The 24,282-nt window shown below is 66.0% G+C and carries 23 protein-coding genes, 1 tRNA gene and 2 pseudogenes; 10 read left to right on the top strand and 16 right to left on the bottom strand.

Annotation, left to right across the window (positions count from 1 at the left end; translation table 11 throughout):
* Positions 1–12 precede the first annotated feature (12 nt).
* Positions 13–2,649 (top strand): hybrid sensor histidine kinase/response regulator, encoded by a 2,637-nt coding sequence (locus tag PMES_RS07295; RefSeq protein ID WP_159964944.1) that lies wholly within the window; start codon positions 13–15, stop codon positions 2,647–2,649.
* Positions 2,650–2,739: 90 nt separating this feature from the next.
* On the opposite strand, the gene PMES_RS07300 is transcribed toward PMES_RS07295, so the two are convergent.
* The 11 genes and pseudogenes from PMES_RS07300 to PMES_RS07345 all read right to left on the bottom strand — a co-directional run bounded on the left by PMES_RS07300 (position 2,740) and on the right by PMES_RS07345 (position 12,617).
* Positions 2,740–3,084 (bottom strand): Na+/H+ antiporter subunit G, encoded by a 345-nt coding sequence (locus PMES_RS07300; protein WP_159964946.1) that lies wholly within the window; start codon positions 3,082–3,084, stop codon positions 2,740–2,742.
* Positions 3,085–3,091: 7 nt separating this feature from the next.
* Complete coding sequence (locus tag PMES_RS07305; protein WP_159964948.1) at positions 3,092–3,361, bottom strand: K+/H+ antiporter subunit F; 270 nt, start codon at positions 3,359–3,361, stop codon at positions 3,092–3,094.
* Positions 3,358–3,849 carry a Na+/H+ antiporter subunit E gene (locus PMES_RS07310; RefSeq protein WP_159964949.1) on the bottom strand — a complete coding sequence of 164 codons (492 nt, stop codon included), beginning with the start codon at positions 3,847–3,849 and terminating at the stop codon, positions 3,358–3,360. The genes PMES_RS07305 and PMES_RS07310 overlap by 4 nt, the downstream gene beginning before the upstream one ends.
* Before the next feature lies 1 nt (position 3,850).
* The gene (locus PMES_RS07315) at positions 3,851–5,488 is read right to left on the bottom strand and encodes a monovalent cation/H+ antiporter subunit D (RefSeq protein WP_159964951.1); all 1,638 of its coding nucleotides are present in this window, start codon (positions 5,486–5,488) and stop codon (positions 3,851–3,853) included.
* A complete protein-coding gene (locus tag PMES_RS07320; protein ID WP_159964953.1) occupies positions 5,488–5,859 on the bottom strand; it encodes a Na+/H+ antiporter subunit C in 372 nt (123 codons plus the stop codon). Before PMES_RS07320 ends, PMES_RS07315 begins: the two co-directional genes overlap by 1 nt.
* A 2-nt stretch (positions 5,860–5,861) precedes the next feature.
* Positions 5,862–8,792: a monovalent cation/H+ antiporter subunit A gene (locus PMES_RS07325; protein ID WP_159964954.1), complete on the bottom strand. Its 2,931-nt coding sequence runs from the start codon at positions 8,790–8,792 to the stop codon at positions 5,862–5,864.
* A 93-nt stretch (positions 8,793–8,885) separates the two neighbouring features.
* Positions 8,886–9,653: a spermidine synthase gene (locus tag PMES_RS07330; RefSeq protein ID WP_159964956.1), complete on the bottom strand. Its 768-nt coding sequence runs from the start codon at positions 9,651–9,653 to the stop codon at positions 8,886–8,888.
* A gap of 822 nt (positions 9,654–10,475) precedes the next feature.
* Positions 10,476–10,658: pseudogene (locus PMES_RS16680) on the bottom strand (glutathione S-transferase family protein); the annotation flags it as partial.
* A gap of 12 nt (positions 10,659–10,670) precedes the next feature.
* Positions 10,671–11,534 carry a VOC family protein gene (locus PMES_RS07335; RefSeq protein WP_159964958.1) on the bottom strand — a complete coding sequence of 288 codons (864 nt, stop codon included), beginning with the start codon at positions 11,532–11,534 and terminating at the stop codon, positions 10,671–10,673.
* Positions 11,535–11,592: 58 nt separating this feature from the next.
* Entirely contained in the window at positions 11,593–12,015 is a 423-nt protein-coding gene (locus tag PMES_RS07340; protein WP_159964959.1) for a DoxX family protein, read from the bottom strand.
* The gene (locus tag PMES_RS07345) at positions 12,012–12,617 is read right to left on the bottom strand and encodes an NADPH-dependent F420 reductase (RefSeq protein ID WP_236549733.1); all 606 of its coding nucleotides are present in this window, start codon (positions 12,615–12,617) and stop codon (positions 12,012–12,014) included. Before PMES_RS07345 ends, PMES_RS07340 begins: the two co-directional genes overlap by 4 nt.
* 132 nt (positions 12,618–12,749) lie before the next feature.
* On the opposite strand from PMES_RS07345, the gene PMES_RS07350 reads away from it, so the two are divergent.
* Together PMES_RS07350 and PMES_RS07355 are read left to right on the top strand one after the other, a co-directional pair.
* Positions 12,750–13,640, top strand: a complete 891-nt coding sequence (locus PMES_RS07350; protein ID WP_159964961.1) for a LysR family transcriptional regulator — start codon at positions 12,750–12,752, stop codon at positions 13,638–13,640.
* A gap of 95 nt (positions 13,641–13,735) precedes the next feature.
* A pseudogene (locus tag PMES_RS07355) lies at positions 13,736–14,474 on the top strand (IS5 family transposase); the annotation flags it as partial.
* 140 nt (positions 14,475–14,614) lie between these two features.
* Here PMES_RS07355 and PMES_RS07360 read toward each other — a convergent pair.
* The 4 genes from PMES_RS07360 to PMES_RS07375 all read right to left on the bottom strand — a co-directional run bounded on the left by PMES_RS07360 (position 14,615) and on the right by PMES_RS07375 (position 18,371).
* Positions 14,615–14,691: transfer RNA gene (locus PMES_RS07360), tRNA-Arg, on the bottom strand.
* A gap of 54 nt (positions 14,692–14,745) precedes the next feature.
* On the bottom strand, positions 14,746–16,146 hold the full coding sequence (locus PMES_RS07365; RefSeq protein WP_159964962.1) for a sensor histidine kinase: 1,401 nt from the start codon (positions 16,144–16,146) through the stop codon (positions 14,746–14,748).
* 30 nt (positions 16,147–16,176) lie between these two features.
* Positions 16,177–17,595: a dihydrolipoyl dehydrogenase family protein gene (locus tag PMES_RS07370; RefSeq protein WP_159964964.1), complete on the bottom strand. Its 1,419-nt coding sequence runs from the start codon at positions 17,593–17,595 to the stop codon at positions 16,177–16,179.
* On the bottom strand, positions 17,592–18,371 hold the full coding sequence (locus PMES_RS07375; protein WP_159964966.1) for a TVP38/TMEM64 family protein: 780 nt from the start codon (positions 18,369–18,371) through the stop codon (positions 17,592–17,594). Before PMES_RS07375 ends, PMES_RS07370 begins: the two co-directional genes overlap by 4 nt.
* 236 nt (positions 18,372–18,607) lie before the next feature.
* Here PMES_RS07375 and rpmH point away from each other — a divergent pair, with 236 nt between their 5' ends.
* From rpmH to yidD, 3 genes are all read left to right on the top strand, one after another.
* Positions 18,608–18,742, top strand: coding sequence for a 50S ribosomal protein L34 (gene rpmH / locus PMES_RS07380; protein ID WP_159806877.1), 135 nt, complete (start codon positions 18,608–18,610; stop codon positions 18,740–18,742).
* An 82-nt stretch (positions 18,743–18,824) separates the two neighbouring features.
* Entirely contained in the window at positions 18,825–19,193 is a 369-nt protein-coding gene (rnpA, locus tag PMES_RS07385; RefSeq protein WP_328809151.1) for a ribonuclease P protein component, read from the top strand.
* Positions 19,190–19,411 (top strand): membrane protein insertion efficiency factor YidD, encoded by a 222-nt coding sequence (yidD, locus tag PMES_RS07390; protein WP_159964968.1) that lies wholly within the window; start codon positions 19,190–19,192, stop codon positions 19,409–19,411. Before rnpA ends, yidD begins: the two co-directional genes overlap by 4 nt.
* Here the strand turns inward: yidD and PMES_RS07395 are convergent.
* On the bottom strand, positions 19,408–19,917 hold the full coding sequence (locus PMES_RS07395; protein ID WP_159964970.1) for a superoxide dismutase family protein: 510 nt from the start codon (positions 19,915–19,917) through the stop codon (positions 19,408–19,410). The genes yidD and PMES_RS07395 overlap by 4 nt on opposite strands.
* A 128-nt stretch (positions 19,918–20,045) precedes the next feature.
* Between PMES_RS07395 and ttcA the strand changes: the two genes are divergently transcribed.
* From ttcA to yihA, 4 genes are all read left to right on the top strand, one after another.
* Positions 20,046–20,882 (top strand): tRNA 2-thiocytidine(32) synthetase TtcA, encoded by an 837-nt coding sequence (gene ttcA, locus PMES_RS07400; protein WP_159964972.1) that lies wholly within the window; start codon positions 20,046–20,048, stop codon positions 20,880–20,882.
* A gap of 168 nt (positions 20,883–21,050) precedes the next feature.
* A complete protein-coding gene (gene yidC / locus PMES_RS07405) occupies positions 21,051–22,871 on the top strand; it encodes a membrane protein insertase YidC (protein ID WP_159964974.1) in 1,821 nt (606 codons plus the stop codon).
* Complete coding sequence (locus PMES_RS07410; protein ID WP_159964976.1) at positions 22,868–23,629, top strand: MOSC domain-containing protein; 762 nt, start codon at positions 22,868–22,870, stop codon at positions 23,627–23,629. The genes yidC and PMES_RS07410 overlap by 4 nt, the downstream gene beginning before the upstream one ends.
* On the top strand, positions 23,626–24,273 hold the full coding sequence (yihA, locus tag PMES_RS07415; RefSeq protein ID WP_159964978.1) for a ribosome biogenesis GTP-binding protein YihA/YsxC: 648 nt from the start codon (positions 23,626–23,628) through the stop codon (positions 24,271–24,273). The genes PMES_RS07410 and yihA overlap by 4 nt, the downstream gene beginning before the upstream one ends.
* Positions 24,274–24,282: the final 9 nt, after the last annotated feature.

Here is a 24,282-nt window from a genome sequence, read left to right on the forward strand (position 1 = left end):
GAGCCTCGATCCATGACCGCATCGCGCAACCCGACGCCCCGGCGGCGCCTCAAGCGCTTCGAGGCGTTGCTCCTGATCGGTGTCGCTCTGGTGATCTATATCACGCTCAGCCTGTCACTGACGCTATCGGCGCGGCTCGGCGTCATGCGCGAGGCGCGCGACAACATACAATGGAACATCTCGCAGCTCGAAGTGGATTACCTCAAGCTCGAGGATGCCGCCGAAACCCTCCGTGAGGCGCCAAACACCGAAAACCTCGAGACGCTGCGTCGCCGGTTCGACCTTTTTTATAGCCGCGTCCATTTCATGAATAACAGCACGGCACTCGCCGACCTGCATGCCGATCCCGACCTGCACCGCCATCATGCAATCCTGATGGCCTTTCTCGACGACGTGGCCCCCCTGATCGACGGGACGGACGCGGCCGCCATCGCGGCCATCGAACCGATCACCGGGGCCATCAAGGACATCGCCCGCCTGCCCCGCAAACTCGTGATCAGCGAGGTGCGCCGCGCCGCGAGCCTGACCAGCTTGGAGCGCGAGGAGATCATGCGCCTGTTCCGCACCGTCGGCCTGGTCTCCGTGCTCGTCGCCGGGTCCCTGGTGGTGGGCTTCGTGATCCTCGTGCTTCAGAACCGCGCCCTCATCGCGCGCAAGGCCCTTGTCGCGACATTAGGGGATCGGACCCTGTCGATCCTGCGCGCATCGCTCGACGCGGTCGTGGTGATCGACGAGGATGGCGCGGTCACGGAGTTCAATGGCTCGGCCGAGAAGATTTTCGGCTATTCGCGCTCGGCGGTCTTCGGGACCCGCGCCGAGACGCTGATCATCTCGCCCGATTTCCTGACAGCGCATCGCGACAGCATGCGGCTCTTTCGCGAGGAGCCCGATGGCGAGACGCTGCATACGGGACGCCTGGAATTCATCGCCCGCCACGCCAATGGCAGCGAATTCCCCGTCGAGATGTCGATGTCGACGATCGGGACCGAGGAAGGACTGCTCTTCGTTGCCTATGTCAGGGACATCACCGAGGAGTTGCAACGCCGCGAGGCCCTTCAGGCCGCCCGCGACCAGGCGCTCTGTGCCTATGAGCAGAAGTCGAACTTCTTCGCCGTGATGAGCCATGAGATGCGCACCCCGCTCAACGGCATCATCTCGTCGCTCGAATTGCTCCGCGATTCGCCCCTGTCACGCGAGCAGGACCGCCTGATCAAGATCGTCGAGACCTCGAGCGAGATTCTCCTGCGTCATGCCGACGACGTGCTCGACATCGAGCGCATCGAGGCGGGAAGTCAGCCCGTAGCGCTCGAGCATATCGACATCATGTCGCTGGTCGAGCCGCTCGTGGCGGGGCTGCAGCCCCATGCCGGCAAGCAATGTACGGACCTGTCGACCGAATACGAGGGCGATGTTGGCTGCATGCTCGAGATCGACCGGCGCAGCCTCCAGCAAGTCCTGCTGAATCTTCTGGGAAATGCGATCAAGTTCACCGCGAACGGTGTGGTGATGACCCGGATTTCCGTCGCCGCTCTCAATCCCGGGCAGGCAGTGCTCTCCTGCGAGGTTTCCGACACGGGCATCGGCATCAGCGCGGCGGACCAGAAACGCATCTTCGAGGACTTCGTCACGCTCGGCGCTGCCTACGAGCGCAATTTCACCGGGACGGGGCTCGGTCTCGGCATTGCCCGAAGGCTCATCGACCGGCTCGGCGGTACCCTTTCCTGCGAGAGCGTCCCTGGCGAGGGCAGCAGCTTCACCTTCGAACTGGACGTGCCGATCATCGCCAGAAGCGCACCGCGCCATGTCCCCGATATCGAGCCTTCGCAGCCGGCCAGGAGCCTCGACATCCTCGTCGTCGAGGATAACGAGATCAACCGCGAGCTTATCGAGGAAATACTCGAACGCGCCGGGCACAGGCCGCATCTGGCCACCTGTGCGCGCGAGGGAATCGCGGCGGCGGAGGCAGATCTCTACGATGTCATCCTCATGGATATCAGCATGCCCGACATGAACGGGATCCGCGCCACAGAGACCATTCGCGCCGGGGAGGGCCTGTCACGCCGCACACCGATCATCGCGATCACGGCCCATGCCCTTCCGGAGGAACGTGCCCGCTTCGAAGCTGCCGGCATGGAGGGATGCCTGATCAAGCCGGTCCGGCGCGCCGCTCTCGCCGAATGCTTTGAGCGGGTCATTCGCGAACGCCCGGAAAGCGAGGCGCGGGCCGCGGCCGAGCTGCCCGAACTGGCCCGCCCCGAAGGGCCGCGGGACAGTGAAGGCGTTTCCCCCGACGACATGGCCTTCGGGGCCCCTCTCGTCGATCGCGATCAGCTCGACTGTCTCGTCAGCGCCCTGTCCCAGCACCGGCTCAGCGAGATGATCGGCACCTTCACCACCGAATCGGAACGTCTCATCGCCTCCTTCGCGGAAACCGGAAAGAGCGAGATGCCCCGACTGCAAAAGCAGGTGCACAACCTTTCGGGCTCCTCGGCCGTCTTCGGAGCCTCCGCCCTGCACCATCAACTGATCCGGATGGAAGATGCCTGCAAGGCGGGCGAGTCCGAGCGTCTCGCGGCGCTTGCCGCCGACCTTGCCCCGCTCTGGTCGCGCACCGCGGCGGCGATCGGGACGGTCACGCTCGGGGAGTGATCCATCGCGGCGCGCAGGAGGGCGCCGTACCGGCCCCGCATCCCGGCCGGCGCGGCCGTCCCGCCGGATCGGCGGACGCGGCCCCGAGCGTCACTCGCGCGAGGTGCTCGCCCAGCTATCGCCTTGCGGCAGGACCGCGAGATCGGGTTTGCCGCGCAGCTTGTGCAGGTGGACCTTGGCGATGAAATTGCCGGAAATGGGCGCCGTTACGAAGAGGAAGGCCATGACCAGAACCTCGTGAAGCGAGCCGTCATCATGGGCGAACGCGCGCACCATTGACGCCATGAGCAGCGATCCGACCCCCAGCGTGGATGCCTTGGTCGGGCCGTGCAGGCGGGACATCGGACTGTTCAGCTTCAACAGGCCGATCGAGCCGACCAGGGTGAAGAAGGCGCCGCTGAGCAAAAGCGCCGCGATGAGAGCGTCGATCAGCATGATGTCCTCATTCGATGATGTCGCCGCGCAGAACGAACCGTGCCAGCGCCACCGTGGAGACGAAACCGAGCATGGCGATGATCATCGCGCTTTCGAAGTAGATTTGCGTGCCCCACAGGATCCCCATGAGGATGATCAGGCCGATGGCGTTGATCACCATCGTGTCGAGCGCGAGGATCCGGTCACCGACATGCGGGCCGATCACCAGCCGCGCCATGGCGAGAAGCTGTGCCAGCCCGACCGCGCCGAGCGCGATGTAGAGTGCGATGTCGATCATTCGAAAATCTCCAGCAATCTGCGCTCGTAGCGTTGCTTGATCTCGTCGCGCACGGCGTCGGGATCGGGTGCGTCGAGCGCATGAACCAGAAGCGCGAGACCGTCGGCGGACAGATCGGCGCTCACGGTTCCGGGTGTCAGGGTGATCGTTCCGGCCAGCATGGTGATCGCCTCCGGTGTCCGCAGGTCGAGCGGCACCACCACCCATGCGGGCGACATGTCGCTGTTGCGCTTGAACAGGACGATGAACGCGACATGGATGTTGGCCACGATGATGTCCCAGATCACGATGGCCACGTAGACCGCCAGCCGCCAGGGGCGCGGAACACGGGGCCGGTCGGGCCAGTAGGCATGCGTCGCGATCGGGATCAGCACGCCCAGAATGGTGCCGAAGACGAGCGTGCCGAGGCGGAACTCGTTCACCAGAAGGCACCAGATGAGGATCAGCAGCGCGGTGAGCAGCGGGTGGGGAAAGAGTTTGCCGGCCATTTCAGTGCGCCTCCCCTGCATCGGATGCCGCAGGCGTGTCATGGGTCGATTTGTCGATCTTCTTGCCAGGCGTCTGGAGCACCGTCGTGATATATGGACCGGGATCGAAAAGCTGTGCCGCCGTGTCCCGCATCACCCGGTGGAGCGGGCCCGCAGCGACGGTCATGACGATCAAGAGTGCGAGCAGACCGCCGATCGCGACAAGCGGCAGCGCCGCGACCTGCCGGGGACCGGGGGGAAGGTTGTGCTCGCCATCCTCGAGCCCGGGATTGCCGTCGGGATCGGCGCTGCGCTCGGGAAGCTCGGCAGCCGCCTCATGCGCCTTCCAGAAGATTTGCGATCCGGCGCGCGAGAAGCCGACCACCGCGATGAGCGAGCCGACCAGGACCGCGCCCCAGACCCACCACACGAGCGGGCTCGTGGTCGCGGCGGTCATGATCAGAAGCTTGCCGACATATCCCGACAGCGGCGGCAGCCCGGTCATCCCGATGGCCGCCACGAAGAACATGCCCGCCACGAGCGCCCCGCCCGCCATCGGCGCGGCCCGTTCCAGGCGGCCGCCGATGCCGCCGCGCCGGCTCTCGATCACGTCGACGAGCAGGAACAGGGCCGCGGTCGCGAATGTCGAATGGACTGCATAATAGAGGGCAGCGGCGATGCCGGTGGGAGTGAAGACCGCCACAGCGCTCAGCAGCATGCCCATCGAACCTATGACCGAGAATGCCACGAGACGGTCGATCCGGCGGGCGCCGAGCACCCCGATCATCCCGACCAGCAGCGTCAGCAGCGCGGCCGGTAGCAGCCATGTCCCGAAGAGACCCTGCATGATGCCCAGCTCGGGCGGGAAGACGAGGGTATAGACACGGATGATCCCGTAGGCCCCGACCTTGGTCATGATCGCGAAGAGCGCGGCGACCGGTGCGGGTGCGAGCGCGTAGCTGGCCGGAAGCCAGAAATGCAGCGGCAGAAGCGCCGCCTTGATCGCGAAGACCAGCAAGAGCAGGACCGCCGCGACCCTTATGCCGCCATTGCCCTCCTGCGTCAGCGCCCCCACACGCACCGCCAGATCGGCCATGTTGAGCGTTCCCGTCTGCGCGTAGATCGTGCCGAGCGCAAAGAGGAAGAGGGTCGAGCCGAGGAGGTTGTAGAGGACGTATTGCGTGCCTGCGCGCAGCCGCTCGGCCCCGCCGCCATGGATCATCAACCCGTAGGACGCGATCAGCAGGACCTCGAAGAACACGAAGAGGTTGAACACGTCACCGGTCAGGAATGCCCCCGCGATTCCCATCAGCTGAAACTGGAACAAGGGGTGGAAATGCTGCCCGCGCGCATCCCAGTTCGAGCCGATCGCGTAGAGCAGCACGAGCGGCGCCATCAGCATGGTGACGAGGACCATCAAGGTCGACAGACGGTCCGCCACGAGCACGATGCCGAAGGGCGCGGGCCAGCTGCCAAGTTGGTAGAGGGTGATGGTGCCGTCCGCAGCCTGCCAGAAGAGGCCGAGGGCGATCGCCAGCATCGCGGCGCTTCCCGCCACCGAGATCACCCGTTGCAGCCGCAGGTGAAACCGGGATGACAGGACGAGGAAGGCGGCAAGCATCGCCGGCAAGACAACCGGCGCGACAATCCAGTGATCCATCAGGCGTCTCCCCGCGGCATCGGCTCCGGCGGACGCGCCTCGGCGTTGATGCGGGGCGTGTCGACCATGTCGTCATCGCAGCTGAGCCACGCGCCCAGCGCGATGATCACGACCACGGCCGTCATCCCGAAGGAAATGACGATTGCCGTCAGCACGAGCGCCTGCGGCAAGGGGTCGGTATAGCGCTCGACGCCCTCGCGAAGCACCGGCGGCGCGTTCACCGCGAGCCTGCCGGAGGCAAAGAGGAAGACGTTGACGGCATAGCTCAGCAAAGAGGTGCCGATGATCACGGGAAAGGTGCGCAGCCGCAGGATCATGTATATCCCCGCGGCGGTCAGCACGCCGATGGCGGAGGCGATCAGCAGTTCCATTGTCAGCTCTCCTCTGCCTGGTTCGAAGCGGCACGGTCGGCCGAATGTCCCGGACCGGCCGGCGCGTCGAGCTGTCCCATGGGATCGGTGCGCCGGGCGCTGCGGGACGGGTCGATATCCATCGGGTGGTCGTTCACCTCGGTTCCGGCGCGCCGCCCGAGGCGCGAGAAGCTCTCGAGCGACAGCATGACGGCGCCGACCACTGCGAGGAAGACCCCTAGGTCGAAGCCCATCGCCGTGGCCAGCTCGAATTTCTCGAGCGGCGGCAGGGTCACGTAGCCGAAGGCCGATGTCAGGAAGGGTGCGCCGACGAACCAGGCGCCGATCCCGGTCAATCCCGCCACCAGGACACCGGCTCCGATGATCCCGTGATAGGGATAACGCTGCCGTTTGGCGGCCCATTCGAAGCCACTGGCCATGTATTGCATGACCACCGCGATCGCGACGACGAGCCCCGCCACGAAGCCGCCGCCCGGCTCGTTATGGCCGCGCATGAAGATATAGACCCCGACCATCAGGATGATCGGCATCATCACCCGCGTCAGCACCACCATCATCAGGGGATGCGCGTCGCCGGCGCGGTCCTCCTCGTAGCCGCGATTGAGCAGGCGCGCGCGCACCGGCCCCGAGAGCAGCGTCTCGGTCAGCGCGTAGATGACGAGTGCCGCGATCCCGAGGACGATGATCTCGCCGAACGTGTCGAAGCCGCGGAAATCGACGAGAATCACGTTCACCACGTTATCGCCGCCGCCACCCTTGTAGGAGTTGGCCAGGTGGTAATCGGAGATCGACGCCGCGGGGAAATCCGACAGGAGGATCACGTAGATCAGCGCCGCCGCCGCGCCGCCACCCGCAAGGGCGATGAGCCCGTCGCGCAGGCGCCGCGCGGCACCCGATTCGGCGGGGCTCCGGTTGGGCAGGAAGTTCAGCGCCAGCAGCAGGAGGATGATCGTGACCACCTCCACCGAGATCTGCGTCAGGGCAAGGTCGGGCGCCGAGAAGTAGTTGAAGCCGACCGACACCATCAGGCCGATGATGCCCATGAGGACCAGCACGGCGAGACGGTTGCGGTGGATCACGACGAGCGAGGCACTGGCCACCACCAGCATGGCCCAGGCCGCCAAGGCTGCGGGGGTGACCGGCAGCATCTCGCGCCCCGGCGTCCAGCCGCTCCCGGTGAACCAGGCATGCAGACCCGCGGCCAGGACGGCCGCGACCATGATCGCCGCGTAGCGGGTGAAGGCGCCGTCATGCAGGCGCGAGGTCAGCAGGCGCGCGGCGGCGACGATCGCGCCGATGAGCGCATCGAAGATGGCCTTGGCCTCGGGGCGGGGCGCCGCGTCCCACAGGCGGGCGAGCGGGCGTTGCACCGACAGGATGAGAAGACCGCCAAGCACGGCCGCTGCCGAGATGCCCAGCGCGGGGGTCAGGCCATGCCACAGCGCCAGATGCTCCTTGGGCAGCTGCGCACCGGGTCCGATGACCGCGCCCGTGACCAGCTTGACGAAGGGTTCGGCGAGGAAAGGCGCGACGCCCAGCACGATCACCGGGATCATCAGGAGGATCGGCGGCAGCCACAGGCCCGGCTCGGGGTCATGCGGATGGGCGGGGTAATCCGTGCGCTCGGGGCCGAGGAAGGTATGGGCGATCAGGCGGAAGGAATAGGCCGCCGAGAGCAGCGCGCCGATCCCTGCCACCACCGCCACCAGAAGCGGCGTTCCGAACAGGGTCGTGTGCAGCGCCTCCTCGAGCATCATCTCCTTGGAAATGAAGCCGTTCAGGAGCGGGATTCCCGCCATTGACAGGCCGGCCAGCGTTGCGATCGCGAAGGTGATCGGCATCAGGCGGCGCAGCCCGCCCAGCCGCGTCATGTCGCGGCTGTGAACCGCGTGATCGACGATCCCGGCGGTCATGAAGAGCGCGGCCTTGAAGCTGGCATGATTGAGAATGTGAAAGACCGCGGCCATCGCCCCGAAGGGCGTGCCGGTGCCCAGCAGGAAGGTGATGAGGCCGAGCTGCGAGACGGTGGAGAAGGCGAGGAGCGCCTTGAGGTCGTTCTTGAAGATCGCGATCAGCGCGCCGATGACCATCGTGGCGAGGCCCGCGCTGCTGACGATGACGGTCCAGGCCTCCGTGCCCGCGAGCACTGGCCACAGGCGGGCCATCAGGAAGAGCCCCGCCTTCACCATGGTTGCGCTGTGCAGGTAGGCCGAGACCGGTGTCGGCGCCGCCATGGCATGGGGCAGCCAGAAATGGAACGGGAACTGGGCCGATTTGGTGAAGCAGCCGAGCAGGATGAGAATCAGCGCAGGCAGGTAGAGCGGCGATTGACGGATCATCTCGCCCTTGGTCAGGATGACCGACAAATCGTAGCTGCCGGCGATCTGCCCGAGGATCAGCATCCCGCCGATCATCGCAAGCCCGCCCATGCCGGTCACGGTCAGGGCCATGCGCGCGCCCTGCCGCCCTTCGGGAAGGTGTTTCCAGAACCCGATGAGCAGGAAGGAGGACAGCGATGTCAGCTCCCAGAAGACCAGCAGCATCAGGATGTTGTCCGACAGGACGATGCCCACCATCGCACCCTGGAAGAGCAGCAGGTAGCTGTAGAACTCGCCCATGTTATCGTCGCGCGAGAGGTAATAGCGCGCATAGGTGATGATCAGCAGCCCGATCCCGAGTATCAGCCCCGCGAACATGAAGCCGAGCGGATCGAGGAAGAGGTTCACGTCGAGTCCGAGCTCCGGAAGCCATGGCAGGCGCGCCATGACCGTCTCGCCGCGCAGGATCGCGGGAGCATGGCTCGCCAACCCGATCGCGGCGGCGGCGGTTGTCAGCAGCGTGGTGAGGAAACAGGTCCTGCGACCGGCCTGGATCATCAGACCCGGCAGCACTGCTCCAAGGAACGGGAGGGCGACGATGAGAAATAGCGACATGGCGGGACTATCGCCGAGCATGCGGGCGGCGACCAGCCCCGCCGGCACCGTTCACGGGGTCGAATGCGCGTTTTTTGCGAAATATCCACATTTTCATGCCACCCTCCCCGGTATCCGCGCCGCGCTGGCGCCTTTGCGCGTGGCCCGGGCCCGCGCCTTGTCACCCGCTCCGCCCTCGCCCCACGCGGGCCGGAGGGCGCGCCAGATCATGTGTCTCGACCCACGCCCCCGGCGGGCGGCCCGCACCGCGATGGCCTCGGCGGCGAAGCCGCAGCCCTCGAGCCGCCGGGTGAAGGCGGGATCGGGCGCGGCGGACCACACGTTCAGCACCCCGCCCGGCGCAAGGGCACGGTAGGCGGCACGCAGGCCGGCCTCGCCGTAGCAACTGTCATTGCCCGGACGGGTCAGCCCGTCGGGGCCGTTGTCGACATCGAGCAGGATGGCGTCATGCGCGCCTGGCGCGGCATCGCGGATCATCTTGCCGACATCTCCGATTCGCATGGAGACACGCGGATCGGACAGGCAGTCACCGAAGACCTCCGACATGTGCGTGCCGGCCCAGCCGACCAGTTGGGGAACGATCTCGGCCACCTCGATCCGGGCCTCGGGACCGGTGAGCGCGCGGGCCGCGCGCAAGGTGAAGCCCATGCCGAGCCCCCCGATCAGGATGCGCGGTGCGGCACATGGCGCGATGGCCTCGATGGCGAGCCGGGCCAGCGCCTCCTCGGAGCCGCCGAGGCGGCTGTTCATCAGCTCGTTGCCCCCCGCGATGCGGATCGAGAACTCCTCGCCCCTGCGCAGCAGCCTCAGCATGTCGCCATCCGGCGCCCGCGCTGTTTCCAGAAGCACCCAAGGCACCATGTCCGCTCTCCCGCCACGTCCGTCGCGCAGCAGGTAGCGCAAGCGCCGCCGGCGGGCAAAGGCGAATTGTGCGGGAATGCATCCTCCGCGATCACGGACGCAAGACGGCATGTCTCGCGATCCGGTGCCGTGCCGTGCCGATTGGCCGTCATATTCGGGAGGTAGTGGCGCGCTGGGAAGGACCTTCCTATCTTAGCATTTTCGATGCCCTACGGGGACTAGACAAAATTTCGGCCCTATACTTTCTATGGCTTGTTTCAGCCAATGTCCAAGGAGCTGATCAGAGAACACCGTCAATTCCCGACCTTTTCGGTCCGCTATTTTCCTGTCGACCATCAAAAGACCCCGGCACCTCCGGCTCCAAGCATGGAAAGTCGCAAAATTCTCACCCGAGCGCAGACAACGACGAGAGCGCCGCCTTGTGGCCAATTGAGGCACTGCCGCGATCGGCCCGCACCTGCCGCCGATGGGTCGGCCCGTCGCTGCGGTGCAGCTACCCCGAACCGGTCGTCGGTGGCATTGTGCAGCATGGTCTGGCAGGTAAAATTCCGCAATACGGACCTTGCCGCCGTTCGCTGCACTTGCTCGATCGCCGCTGCGTCTGCGAAGTCCCCCGTCAAGAAGGGCGGACTGCTGACATTCCCTGCAAGTGCGATGCGGCGAGGTCGGTGATCTAAAAGCGGACATCCCTGGACTGCCGTCACCGGCGTCGTGGCGGCTCTTGGGTTCCGAGCAAGCAGTGGCTGGTGGTGCTGGCGCGCATCGCGCCAGCCAGGGTCTTGATCCGGACGGATGATTGCAGCTTCGGACCGGGGCGCGCGCCAACGCGACAAAGAGGTGGTAGCGGCCCAGCTCGGCCTGGAAGCCACCGTCGCCGGTCGGCCCGGCGCGGCCGTCAGGCGTGACCCAGTTGCGGAAGCTGGAGGTCTGCCGGACAAAGCCGCCCTCTTCGTCCTTGGCCTGAACCGGCTGCCAATCGGCAACCCATTTTCCGTTTCTCAGCATGGTCGTCTCTCCTCAGGTCCCGAGCGTGATGGCGGTGCCCCAAGGGTCGTGCAGGATCAGGCCGTCCGTGTTTGTGATGCTGGCAATGCCGAGGCTTTCGGCCCGTGCGGCAATGGCCTTGAGGTCGTGCGGGTTCCGGACAAGAATCTCGACGGAATCGAGACCTGCCATACCCTCGGGACGTTTACCGGCCCGGTGGCTGTTCCAGGTATTGCCGGCAAGCTGGTGGTGGTAGCCACCGCTGCCATAGAAGCTGGCGCCCGGATAGCGCGCTGCGATATCCAGGCCCAGCACGTCGCGGTAGAAGCCATCGGCCTCGCCCGTATCGCCCACCTGAAGGTGGACATGGCCGATGCTGCCATTGTCGGGGAAGCCTGACCATTCAGTGCCTTCTGCGCTTTGCAGCAGGTCTGACAAATCCAGGGGGGCAGTGCTCATCCGGATTTCGCCGTTCTCCCCATGCCAGGCCGAGACCGGACGGTCCGCATAGACCTCGATGCCGTTGCCCTCTGGATCAGAGAGATAGAGCGCTTCGCTAACGACATGATCCGAGGCTCCCTGAAGAGGCACACGCGCCTCGGCGACATGGGCGACCCAGCGGGCCAGATCGGATCGAGTCGGCATCAGGAAGGCGGTATGAAAGAGTCCGGCCTGCCGGGGGTCGAGCGGGGAGAGGCTCGGGGGCGCCGCGAGTTCCAGGAGTGGGGTGCTGCCGACGCCAAGAGTGACGCGATGGCCGCTGGTTGCGATCAGGCTGAGCCCGAGCACACTCTGGTAGAAGGTGGAGACCGCATCGAGGTCGCGCACCTTGAGCCGGACCGCCCCGACACGCAGCGGCGCGGCAGTCATGTCGAAGAAGTCGTTGCCAATGGTCATGTCGGATCTCCTTGGGAAAGAGTGCGGCCGCGGGAGGTCCCCGCAGCCGACAAGGGAATCAGGCGAACCGGCCGAGGCGACGGTCGAGTTCCGGCACGCGCAGCGCGAAGGCTCCGCGCCCCAGAACGGCGACGACGCCTTGCACCACGGTCCAGAACAGCGGGTATTCCCAGCCGCCGCCTTCGTTCGAGAAGCTCCAGCCGGAGCCGGAATGCGCCCAGGTCGCGCCCAGGAGGACGGGGATCAACGCGACTGAGACGAGGCGGGTGCCAAGACCGAGGATCAGTGCTACGCCGCCCACCAGCTCTGCGAAGATCGTGTAGTAGGCGAGCACGCCGGGCAGGCCGAGGCTTTCGAAGAAGGCGACGGTGCCGGGGATCGTGAAGGCGCTAACTTTCATCCAGCCATGGGCGAGGAAGAGGACGCCGGTCGAGATGCGAAGGGCGGCGGCGGCGTAATCGGTATTGGTTTGCGTGTTCATATCAGATGCTCCGTGGGGTTGGGGGTGTCAGGAAAATTGCCGGCGCGGTGCGATCCCGGTGCCGTGACCGAAGACGTATCCGAACCGAATATTGAGGCGCCAATAGGCTCGAGGAAGCGAGCGTTGGCGAGCGGGTCGGCATCGACCGGCTCGAGGCCGATCTCGGCGGCCAGGGACTTGACCGTCTCGCGTGTGGCCTCGTCATTCGCGGCAACGAAGGTATGAACCGGTTGTCCGTTTACCTTGAGGCCCGTCTCGTAATGCTGCACGAAGATCGTGTTGAACGCCTTCACCACAGTCGCGCCGGACCGCTGGGATCTGATCTCCTCGGCGGCCGAGGTCTTGTGCCCGAGCTGGAGACCCGAGAAGTCCTCGGTCACCGGGTTCGAGACAGCGATGAGGGTTTTGCCGGCGAAATCGGCTTTGCCGGCAAGATCTGCCACGGCGCCATAAGGCGTGGCCAGGACCACCGGCTCCACCTGGGAGACGGCGGCGGAGAGGTATTCGTTGCGGCCGATGGCGTAGACCTCGTGGCCGGCCTGGCCCAGCGCCCAGGTGAGGCCGGAGCCGACGCTTTCTCTTCCGATAACCGCGATACGCATTGCATTCTCCTTCGCTTCACCACCCTCGGGGCGGACAGCTGATCACTGAAGCGAAAGTAAGGCCTTCGAATCTTCTATGAAATGACGATGTTATGGAATGACTATCGCCTTTCTGTTCCCAATAGGCTGCCCATGGATATCGTCGACGAACTCAAGGCCTTCGTGGCCACCGCGCGGACCGGCTCCTTCACCGCAGGCGCCGAGCAACTGGGGGTTTCGAACCGCCTGACCTCGAAATACGTGGCCGAACTGGAGGCGCGCCTCGGCACGCGGTTGCTCCAGCGGACGACCCGCAAGGTCGGGTTGACGCCGGCTGGCGAGGATCTCCTCGCGCGGGCGCCAGCCGTCCTCGACGAGCTCGATGCTCTCTTGGGGTCCGTGTCGGAGGGGTCGCGCGGCCTGAGCGGGATCATCCGGGTCTCGGCGCCCGTGACCTTCGGCGAAGTCTACGTGGCCGGCATGCTGGCCCGGTTCGCCGAAGCGCACCCGGATCTTGCGTTCGACCTGAGGCTGGATGATCGCTACGTCGATCTGGCGGCCGACGGCATCGATCTGGCGTTCCGGATGGGGGTGTCGGAGACGATGTCACTCAAGACACGCAAGCTCGGCACATTTCACAACTCGCTGGTGGCGCATCCAGACTATGTGAAAGAGCACGGGGCACCGCGAACACCTGATGATCTTTCCCGGCACGCCTGCATCGTTGATACGAACCGGCGTCAGCCGCATCGATGGACGTTTAGAAAAAACGGCGAGGAGGTCTTCGCCCAGGTGCGGGGCCGGTTCCACGTTAACTCGGCCCGGGCAGCGATCGAGCTGGCCGCGGCCGGGATGGGGGTCGCCTATACGCCGCGGTTCGCTATCTCGGACTTGCTGGAGACAGGACGCCTCGTTCCTTTGCTGGAGAATTTCGAGATGGACGAGGGGCCGATTGCCGCCGTTTACCTCGAGGTTCGGACCTTACCTCGAAAGATACGAACCCTCATCGATTTCGCTGCCGAGGATATGCACGCCTTGCCTTGATGGGGCGCGAAAAGTCAATCCAGGTGGGGTTAGGGTCAGAATGCATTGTTTTCTCTGGCGCTGCGTGATTCACGGCTCTGAAAAGATGCGGTGACATGAGCGATCTCTCCTGGCTGACAGACGCGCAGATGGCACGTTTGGCCCCCTTCTTTCCCAAGTCACATGGGAAGCCCCGGGTTGACGACAAGCGGGTGCTGAGCGGGATTATCCCCATCAACCGCAATGGCTTGCGTTGGCGCGATGCGCCGAAAGAGTATGGCCTTCACAAAACGCTTCATAGTCGATGGAAGCGTTGGAGCGAAAAGGGCATCTTTGCGCGGATGATGGCCGGGCTGGCGGCGGAACACGGCGAAGAGAAGACCGTGATGATCGACGCGAGATACCTCAAGCCCCATCGAACGGCGACCAGCATGGCCGCCAAAAAGGGGGCGTGGTCGTCTGATGGGTCGAACCGAAGACGGCATGAACACCAAGCTGCACGCCCTCTGCAACAGTCAGGGGCGGCCGATCGATCTGTTCGTTACCGCCGGACAGGTGAGCGATCACATCGGTGCACGAGCCCTGCCAAACGTCAAATGGCTGCTCGGCGACCGCCATGATGCTGACTGGTTCAGAGAAGCGTTGCGGGGCAAGGGGATACGCGCCTGTATCCCAGGCCGAGAAAAGCGCAAGACACCGGTCAAATACGACAAGCGCAGATTCAAGCGGCGCAACCGCATCGAGATCATGTTCGGCAGGCTCAAGGACTGAAGGCGCGTCGCGACCCGTTACGACCGCTGCTCTAAAGTGTTCCTCTCAGCCATCGCCCTCGCAGCTCTCGTCATCTGTTGGTTACGAATCCTGACCCTAGCCACGACACAAGAGAGCTACGATAAGACTGAAACGGACGGCGAGCGTCAAATTGTCCAAGACTCGATCGCCCTTAGACAAGACAGAAAAATACTCGTCGCCTTACAGACATTCGAGGGAGGTAGTGGCGCGCTGGGGAGGATTCGAACCCCCGACCCCTTGATTCGTAGTCAAGTACTCTATCCAACTGAGCTACCAGCGCCTTGGATGTGGGCGGGATACCCCTAGCGGTTATGGAGCGCAAGCAGGTTTTTCGTCATTCCTGCGATGTTTCGAGCGAGATGACCGTTTTGGGCAGGCGCAGTTCGAATGTCGTGCCCTCGGGGCCCGTCCGCTCGAGCGTCAGCGCGCCGCCGTGACCGCGCGCCAGCTCGGCCGCGATCGCGAGGCCGAGCCCGGTGCCGCCCTTGCGCGCGCCGCCCTGGAAGGGCGTGAAGAGATGCTCGCGCGCCTTCTCCGGCAGACCCGGTCCGGTATCGGCGACGCTCACGTACCAATGGCTGTCATCTTCCCGCGCGCGGATGCGGATCACCTTCTCTCCGCCTGCCCCCGCGATGGCCTGCCGCGCATTGCGCACGAGGTTCGAGAGAATCCGGTAGAGCTGCTCGCGATCGGCCCGCATGGTGAAGCCCGGGGGGATGTCCTGAAGCAAGGCGATATCTGCGGCGTCCGGGGCAAGGCCCTCGCTCTCGAAAACCTCCTGCACCGTTTCGGCGAGCGCGATGCGCGCAAGCGCGGGGGGCGGCTCCTCGGCCTTGCCGAAGGCGAGCGTGCCCTCGCAGATATTCACGGCCCGCCCGATGGAGGCCACGAGCTTGGGCGCCATCCGCCGCACCGCCGGATCCTCGCTGAGCTCGATGCGGTCCGCCAGAAGCTGCGTCGTCGTCAGCACATTGCGCAGATCATGGCTCACCTTGGCCACGGCGCTTCCCAGCTGCGCCAGCCTGTCCTTCTGGCGCAGGGCCCCTGTCAGCTGCGTCTGCATCGACCGCAGCGCAACCTCCGCCGCACGCAGCTCGGTGACCCCCGCGCTGGGGTCGATGATCCGGCGCGCGTCCTCCGGCGCCGCGGCATAGCTGCTGATGGCACTGATCACTCCCTTTATGGGCCGCACGAGAAAACGGCGCACGGCGAGGAAAAGCAGAAGCGCGGTCAGCACCGAGATCACCGCCGACAGGGCCAGGATCCGCAACCCGTAATCGATCATCGCCGCGCGCAGCGGCGCCGTCGCCATCGTCACCTCGATCAGCAGCCCCGCCTCGCGCACCGGCTTGCCGATCACCCGGATGACCTGATCCTCGTGCGACCACAGATCCATCATCGCCCCGCCGATCAGGTCGATCGGCCCGGTATCGCGAAGGTCATATGTCGCGTGGATGGGCGAGGGGATCGCCGATGACAGGACCAGCTGGCGCACCGTGTCCCGGCGGAGCACGACGTTGAAAACCTCGGCATTGCGCAGGAGCTCCGCCTCGAGCGATTCGTCGATCATGTCCCCCGCAAGCAGGGCGAGCGAGGCGATCTGCGCCCGTTCGAGACGGCTGAGCAGGTAGTCTTCCCGGAACCGCGCGACCGAGGGCACGAAGATCAGCACCTCGGCCAGCATGACGAACACGGTCGTCAGGATCAGAAAGCGTCCGGAGAGGGAATTGAGCATCAGGTCCCCGGGTCAATGGGCCTGCCGCCGTCAGGGCAGGTATTTCTGTATCAGCCCTACAATGGTCTTCACCCTTGAATTGTCAAACAAACGTGGCGAGAAATAGGCGCTCGCGCCGCGCTTGTTGAGCTCGGACAGGGTCGGATAGGGCAGCACCGTTCCCGCGATCGCGGACATCTTCTGACGGTTGACGATCGCCATCGCCCACATCCCGATAAGCTCACCGGCATGCGCGCCCACGATGCTCGCCCCTATGGGACGGCCGCGCAGGACGACGAGCTTGAGCAGCCCGGCCGTCTGCCCCGTGGCCACCGCGCGGTCGTTTCCGTCCATCGGCACGACATGCGTCTCGATGTTGCCGCCATGCTCCTCGCGCGCCTGCGCCTCGGTCAGCCCGACATGGGCCAGCTCGGGATCGGTATAGGTGACCCATGGCAGGTGGGCGGCCTTGGCCTTCGCCGGCAGTCCCAGCACGGCGGAGCGGATGACGATGCCGGCATGGTAGCCGGCGACATGGGTGAATTGCATTCCGCCGGCCGCATCGCCGACGGCATAGACATGCCGGTTGCTCACCGAGCGCAGATCGGCGCCGACATGCACCGCCTTGTCGTGATCGACACCGGCCGCCTCGAGACCCAGATCGCCGATATTGATCCGCCGCCCGGCCGCCACCAGAAGATGGGTGCCCCCATGCCGGCCCGCCTCCGTCACGACCGTCACGCGGTCGCCATCGCGCTCGATCTTCAGGGCGGGGCTCTCCTCGAGAATCGTCACCCCCTCGGCCCGCAGCTGCTCGAGGACGACCTTCGAAAGCGCGGGATCGTCCTTGGCGAGCGCCTTCTGCCCCTCGATCACCGTGACCTCGCAGCCCAGACGGCGATGCGCCTGCGCCATTTCCAGGCCGATCGGACCGCCGCCGATGATCAGAAGGTGGCCCGGCGCGTCGCGCAGCTCGAAGATCGTCTCGTTCGTCAGGTAACCCGACCCCTCGATCCCGTCGATCGGCGGCACCATCGGCGAGGAGCCGGTGGCGATGACGAACCGCCTTGCCCTGACGCGCGTGGCGCCCGCCTGCAGCTCGCGCGGGCCGGTGAAGCGCGCATGGGCCCTGATGACCGTGCAGCCGAGCGTCTCGAACCGCTCCTGGCTGTCATGCGGCGCGATCGTCGAGATGACCTCGGAGACATGATCCTTCACGGCACCGAAATCGATCCGGGGTTCCTGCCCGGCGACGCCCGGACCGCCCTGCCGGACCTGCTGCGCCCGCCGGGCCGCGCCGATCAGCGCCTTCGAGGGCACGCAGCCGTAGTTCAGGCAGTCGCCGCCCATCTCGCCGGCCTCGATAAGCACGACACGCGCGCCCATCTGCACGGCGCCGGACGCGACCGACAGGCCGCCCGAGCCTGCCCCGATGACGCAGATGTCGGTTTCGATGCTGTCATGGCTCATAGGGTGGTCTCCTTGCGCCCGCGCAGGGCCTTGAGAATGATGGGGAGCGCGGCCAAGGCGCTCAACCCCAGGATCGGAAGGATGATGCGGGGCTCGAAGATCAGTCCCAGGTCGGGCATCTCGCCGCGTGCGAAGACGCCGCCCAGCCCTGCCCCCACCGAGGTGAAGACCAGCGTGCCGGGGATGATCCCCAGGAAGGTCGTCACCACGAAGCGGTGGAATGCGACGCCCACCAGCGCGGGGACGAGATTGGCCACGAAGAACGGCACCGCCGGCAGCAGCCTGATCAAGAAGAGCATCGACCATTGGTTCTCGTCGATCCCGGCCTTGATCCGCCGCACCGCGCCGCCCGCCCTCTCCATCCGCGCGGCCAACCGCTCGCCCAGGCCCCAGCGCGCCGCGAGAAAGAGCCCGCTCGCCCCGATCGTGGCCGCGGTGACGTTGTAGAGAACGCCCGGAAAGGTGGCGAAGAGGAAGCCGCCGGTCAGTGTCGCAAGCGTGGCGCCGGGCAGCGAGAAGGCGACGATCACGACATATATGCCGGCAAAGGCCAGCAGCGTGCCGATATAGTTGGCATCCCTGAAGGCGATGAGCCGTTCGCGGTTTTCCGCAAGGGCATCGAAGGTCAGGTGATCGCGCAGCAGAACCGCCGCGAGGAGGGCAAGAAGGGCGATCGCCCCGAGAATGGCGAAACGCGGCCAGCCGGACGTCTCCCGATCGGTGGATGCCGCGCCGTTCGTGTCCTCGCGGACGGGCGGCTCGTGGGTCGGTGACATTGCGCACTCCGCGATTCGTTGTTGCCGGACCAACATGCGGCGGAACACGGCGCGGCACATCCCCCTTCACGGCAGCTTTATCCCGCCCCTCCGAATGTTACAGCCCGCCCGGGGCCGCCCGGTTATCTTCGGCGAGTTTGTTGACAGGTGGACCGGCGGTGCGTAAGGACCGGGCTTCGAATGATGAGGCGTCCCTGCCCAAGGGCGGCGTTGGCGCGAATGACGGAGTGACGGCGATGAAACGCACCTTCCAACCCTCGAACCTGGTCCGCAAGCGGCGCCACGGCTTCCGCGCGCGCATGGCCACGAAGGCCGGCCGGAAGATCCTAAACGCACGCCGCGCCAAGGGCCGCAAGTCGCTGAGCGCCTGAGCGCCAGCACCGGGAGCCTGCCGTGACGGATGACACCGCCGCCGACATGTCAGCGCGCGGTGCGTCCGCGCATGCGCAGAGCATGGCCGGAATGACAGAACGCCCGTTGGCAATCGAGCGCCTGCGCGAGCGATCGGATTTCCTGAAGGCTGCCCGGGCACGTTACCACAGGACGGAGGGTTTCGTCCTGCAGGCACGCGAGCGCCGCCCCGGCGAGGCCGAGGCGGATATCTTGCGTGTGGGCTTCACCTGCTCCAAGAAGGTCGGCAACGCCGTCGCGCGCAACCGTGCCAAGCGCCGCCTGCGCGAAATCGCGCGGCTCGTCTTGCCACGGCACGGTCGCCCGGGCTGGGATTACGTCCTGATCGGGCGGTCCGGAAGCACGGCCGCGCATCCGTTCGATCGGCTTCTTCGCGATCTCGAGACGGCCTTGCGCCGGGTTCACAAGTGAGCCTCGCGGCGCGGCTCCTGGCACTGCCGGTGCGCGTCTACCGGGCCGTCTGGAGCCCATGGGTCGGATTCAACTGCCGCTATCAGCCGACCTGCTCGGCCTATGCGCTCGAGGCGCTCGCCCGTCACGGCGCGCGGCGCGGCGGCTGGCTCGCGCTGCGGCGTGTCTCCCGCTGCCATCCTCTCGGCGGCAGCGGGATCGACAACGTTCCCGATTAGCCCTGGGCCTCGATCACGCCGCAGGCGATCCGTCCGCCGGCACCCGCTTCCTTGCCATAGCTGTCGGGATTCTCGTGGATGATGATCGCGGAGCCGTCATCATCGAGAAGCATCCCCTCCTGGCCTTCCTCGAGCGAGACCGATGCCGTGAGCACGTCTGCCTTGGCCATGCCGTTCTCGTCGGCGAAGATGTTGGGCATGTCGCCCGCGTGGGGTCCGGCCTCGTTCTCGAATCCATGCTCGGCGCCGTCCGGATTGAAATGGTCACCCGCGGCGGCGAAATCGGGGCTGCACGATCCGGTCTCGTGGATATGGAAGCCATGGGCGCCGGCCGGCAGGCCCTGCGCATCGAGCTTGACGAGCACGCCGTTCGGGGTCTGCATCAGGGTCACGGTCCCGATCTCGGTCTGGCGGTCGTTCTTGAGGGACGCGGTCGCCTCGGCGGCGATGCCCGCGGCGGGGGCGATCGCAAGGGCGAGGGCGATCATCGGCAAAGGTCTGAACATCGAAAATCTCCTGGCTGGGTGACATGGAGCGAAACGCCCATGCGTATGGCCCAATTCCCCGCGGTGCCGCCAGTTCCCCTCGGCGGCGCGCCGTGACATAAACCCGCTCGACTGCGAGGACCGAACCGATGCGCGACCATACCGACGAAATCCACCCGCTTTTCGCGGGCGCCCCGACGAGCACCGAGTTCCGCAAGCTGCGCAAGCGCATCGTGCGGCAGACCCGCGAGGCGATCGAGCAATACGGGATGATAGAGCCCGGCGCGCGCTGGCTCGTCTGCCTGTCGGGCGGCAAGGACAGCTATACCCTGCTGGCGGTTCTGCACGAGCTGCAATGGCGCGGTCTTCTGCCGGTCGATCTCCTGGCGTGCAATCTCGACCAGGGGCAGCCGGGCTTTCCCGCGACGGTCCTGCCGCAATTCCTCGAGGCGCGGGGCGTGACGCACCGGATCGAGTACCGGGACACCTATTCCATCGTCATGGAAAAGACCCCGGCGGGGCGTCCCTTCTGCGCTTTGTGCTCGCGGCTGCGGCGGGGCAACCTCTACCGCATCGCGCGCGAGGAAGGGTGCTCGGCGGTGGTGCTCGGCCATCACCGAGACGACATCCTCGAGACCTTCATGATGAACCTGTTTCACGGCGGGCGTCTCGCGACGATGCCCCCGAAACTGGTGAACGAGGACGGCGACCTCTTCGTCTACCGCCCCCTCGCCCACGTGGCCGAGGCCGATTGCGAGAAGTTCGCGCGCGCCATGGACTACCCCATCATCCCCTGCGATCTGTGCGGCAGCCAGGACGGGTTGCAGCGCCAACAGGTCAAGCGGATGCTCGACGAGTGGGAACGCAACAGCCCCGGCCGCAGGCAGAAGATGTTCGGCGCGCTGAGCCACGCCAATCCGAGCCACCTTCTCGATCCCGCGCTCTTCGATTTCGCCGCCCTGGCCCGGCCGGACCCCGCCGGCTGATCGCCCCCTCTCCTGCCGCCCCGTCCCGCGCGGGGGGCCGCCTCCATCCCGCCGCGCAGGCGTGCCGTGACGGCGGGCCGCGGGCCGCGAGGGGGGAACGGGCTTGACCTTTGGCCTGCGGCCCTATTGAACGCGCAGGATGCGAAAAACACAGGTGGCGGGTCCCTCATGGACGATCAGAACAAGAATCTCATTCTTGCAACCGGGCTGAGTTTCCTCGTGATCCTCATCTGGTTCTTCTTCTTCCCCCCAGAAGAGCAGGTCACGGATCCGAACGCTCCGGCAACGGTACAGCAGGACGGCACCGCGTCCGGAACGGTCGCAGGCGCGCCGCCCGTGATCGCGCCCGCCCCCGGTCAGCAGGCCCCGCAGGGCGCCCCGGCCGCCGCGCCCGAGGACGCGCCGCGCCTGGCCATCGAAACCCCCAGCCTCACCGGCTCGATCTCGCTGAACGGCGCGCGGATCGACCGCCTGCTGCTCAACAATTACCGCGAGACGCTCGCCCCCGATTCCGACCTTGTGAACCTGCTCTCGCCGGTCGGCGGGCCCAACCCCTATTACGCGCTCTTCGGCTGGGCGCCCGGCGGCACGCTCGGCTACGAGGACGTGCCGGGCCCCGACACGACCTGGTCGCTCGTCGACGGCGAGACGCTGACCCCCGAAACCCCGGTCACGCTGGCCTGGGACAACGGCAAGGGCCTCGTTTTCAATCGCAAGATCAGCATCGACGAGAAGTACATGTTCTCGGTCGAGCAGACGGTGCAGAACAACACGCAATCCGCCGTGCGCATGGCGCCTTACGGCCTCGTCGCGCGTCATGGCGAGCCCGAGACGGTCGGCTTCTTCATCCTGCACGAGGGCGTGGTGCGCATGTCTGACGGCGAGCTGCAGGAGGTCGATTACGACGACATGACCGATCTGGACATCGTCGCGCGTGAGGGCGCCCGCGCCGAGGTGCTCGACGTGGCCTCCGATGGCTGGATCGGCTTCACCGACAAATACTGGATGGCGACGATCATCCCGCCCGCCGGCACCCCCTTCGCCTCGGTCGTCAAATACGTGGACGGCGCCGCGATCTACCAGACCGAGGCGCGCCAGCCCGCGATGACGATCGAGCCCGGCGCGGCCGCCGCCACCTCCGTCAGGCTCTTTGCCGGCGCCAAGGAGTGGGAAACGATCCGCGCCTACGAGGCATCCGGCGTTCAGGGCTTCATCGACAGCATCGACTGGGGCTGGTTCTTCTTCCTGACCAAGCCGATCTTCGCGGTCCTGCACTGGCTCAACGGACTGATCGGCAACATGGGTTGGTCGATCATCGTGCTGACGCTGATGATCAAGGCCGTGCTCTTCCCGCTTGCCTACAAATCCTACGTCTCGATGGCGAAGATGAAGGAACTCCAGCCGGAGATGGAGAAGATCAAGGAGAAGACCGGCGATGACCGGATGAAGCTCCAGCAGGAAATGATGGCGCTCTACAAGAAGGAGAAGGTGAACCCCGCTTCGGGCTGCCTGCCGATCCTCCTGCAGATCCCGATCTTCTTCTCGCTCTACAAGGTGATCTTCGTCACGCTCGAGCTGCGCCACGCGCCTTGGATCGGCTGGATCCGCGACCTGTCGGCCCCCGATCCCAGCTCGATCCTGAACCTCTTCGGCCTGCTGCCCTACGACACGCCGAGCCCCGAATCGATCTTCTTCATCTTCTCGCTGGGGATCCTGCCGATCCTGCTCGGGATCTCGATGTGGCTGCAGCAAAAGCTCAACCCCGCCCCCACCGATCCCACGCAGGCGATGATCTTCGCCTTCATGCCCTGGGTCTTCATGTTCATGCTGGGCAGCTTTGCCAGCGGCCTGGTGCTCTACTGGATCGCGAACAACACGATCACGTTCACGCAGCAATACCTGATCATGCGCAGCCAGGGCTACAAGCCGGACGTCTTCGGCAACATCAAGCGGGGCTTCCGCCGCAAGAAGCCAGCGGCCACGAAATGACCGCGACCCTCGGCGCGATCTGGCGTCACCCGATCAAGGCGCATGGCCGCGAAGCCATCGACCGGGTGAGCCTGCGCGCCGGGGAGGCGATGCCGATGGACCGCGTCTGGGGCGTGCTGCACGAGGGCGGGGCCGATCTGGCGGTGACGGAGCTGCGTGCCGGGGGCTGGGCGCCCTGTACCCGCTTCCTGCGCGCCGCCGGCACGCCCTCGCTCATGGCGATCGAGGCGCGGACCGACGGGGCCACGGGCGAGATCGAGCTTACCCATCCCGAGCGCCCGCCCCTTCGCTTCGATCCCGACAGGGAGGAGGCGCGGCTGCTCGAATGGCTCGCGCCGCTCGCGGAGCCGGGCCGTGCCGCGCCGTGCCGCCTCGTGCGCGGCGGCCAGGCACTGACCGACAACGCGGCCCCCTCGCTTTCCATCGCGTTCCGCAGTTCGCATGACAGCCTTGCCACCGGAATGGGACAAAGCGATCTGTCGATGCTGCGCTGGCGCTGCAACCTCTGGATCGACGGCACGTCCCCCTGGGAGGAAAGCGGCTGGACAGGGGCGGAGCTGGCCATCGGCAGCGCGGTGCTCAAGGTGATCGAGCCGATCACCCGCTGCCGCGCCACCGCCGCCAATCCGCGGACGGGGCGCATCGATGCCGATACCCTGGGCGCGCTCGACGCGCTGGGGCATCGCGAATTCGGCATCCTGGCCGAAGTGATCAAATCCGGAGAGATCGCCACGGGCGACCAAGTGAGGCTATCATGACCACCCTGCCCTTCGAGATCGCCGAGGTGTCCGACGAGGACCGGGAGGCGGGGCGGCTGCTCTTTGCCGGCGAGACGCTCTTCGTGAAAGGCGTCGTCGCCATGGACGGGCTGCCGGAGGCCGACAGGCTCGAGCTGTGCTTCGCCGGGCGCTCGAATGTCGGGAAATCGACGCTGATCAACGCGCTGACCGGACGCAAGGCGCTCGCCCGCGCCTCGAACACGCCGGGCCGGACGCAGGAGATCAACTACTTCACCGCCGGGGCCTACTACATCGTCGACCTGCCGGGATACGGTTTCGCCAATGCCCCCGTGAAGGTCGTCGAGCAGTGGCAGAGGCTGATGAAGAACTACCTCTCCGGGCGCCAGACCCTGCGGCGGGCCTTCCTGCTCATCGATGCGCGTCACGGCATCAAGCCCGTGGATGACGAGATCATGACCCTGCTCGACCGCTCCGCCGTGACCTTCCAGGCGGTCCTGACCAAGGTGGACAAGCTGCGCGGCGACACCCGCGAGAAGACGCTCGAGCAGGTGCGCGCCGGCCTTGCCCGCCACCCCGCCGCCTATCCCGAACTGATCGTGACCTCGTCGGAGACCGGCGAGGGGATCGACGTGCTGCGCGGCGTCATCGCCGGGATCGACTGAACGCGCGGC

Origin of the sequence: Profundibacterium mesophilum KAUST100406-0324, assembly GCF_009835145.1 — a bacterium.
Taxonomy (GTDB): Bacteria; Pseudomonadota; Alphaproteobacteria; order Rhodobacterales; family Rhodobacteraceae; genus Profundibacterium; species Profundibacterium mesophilum.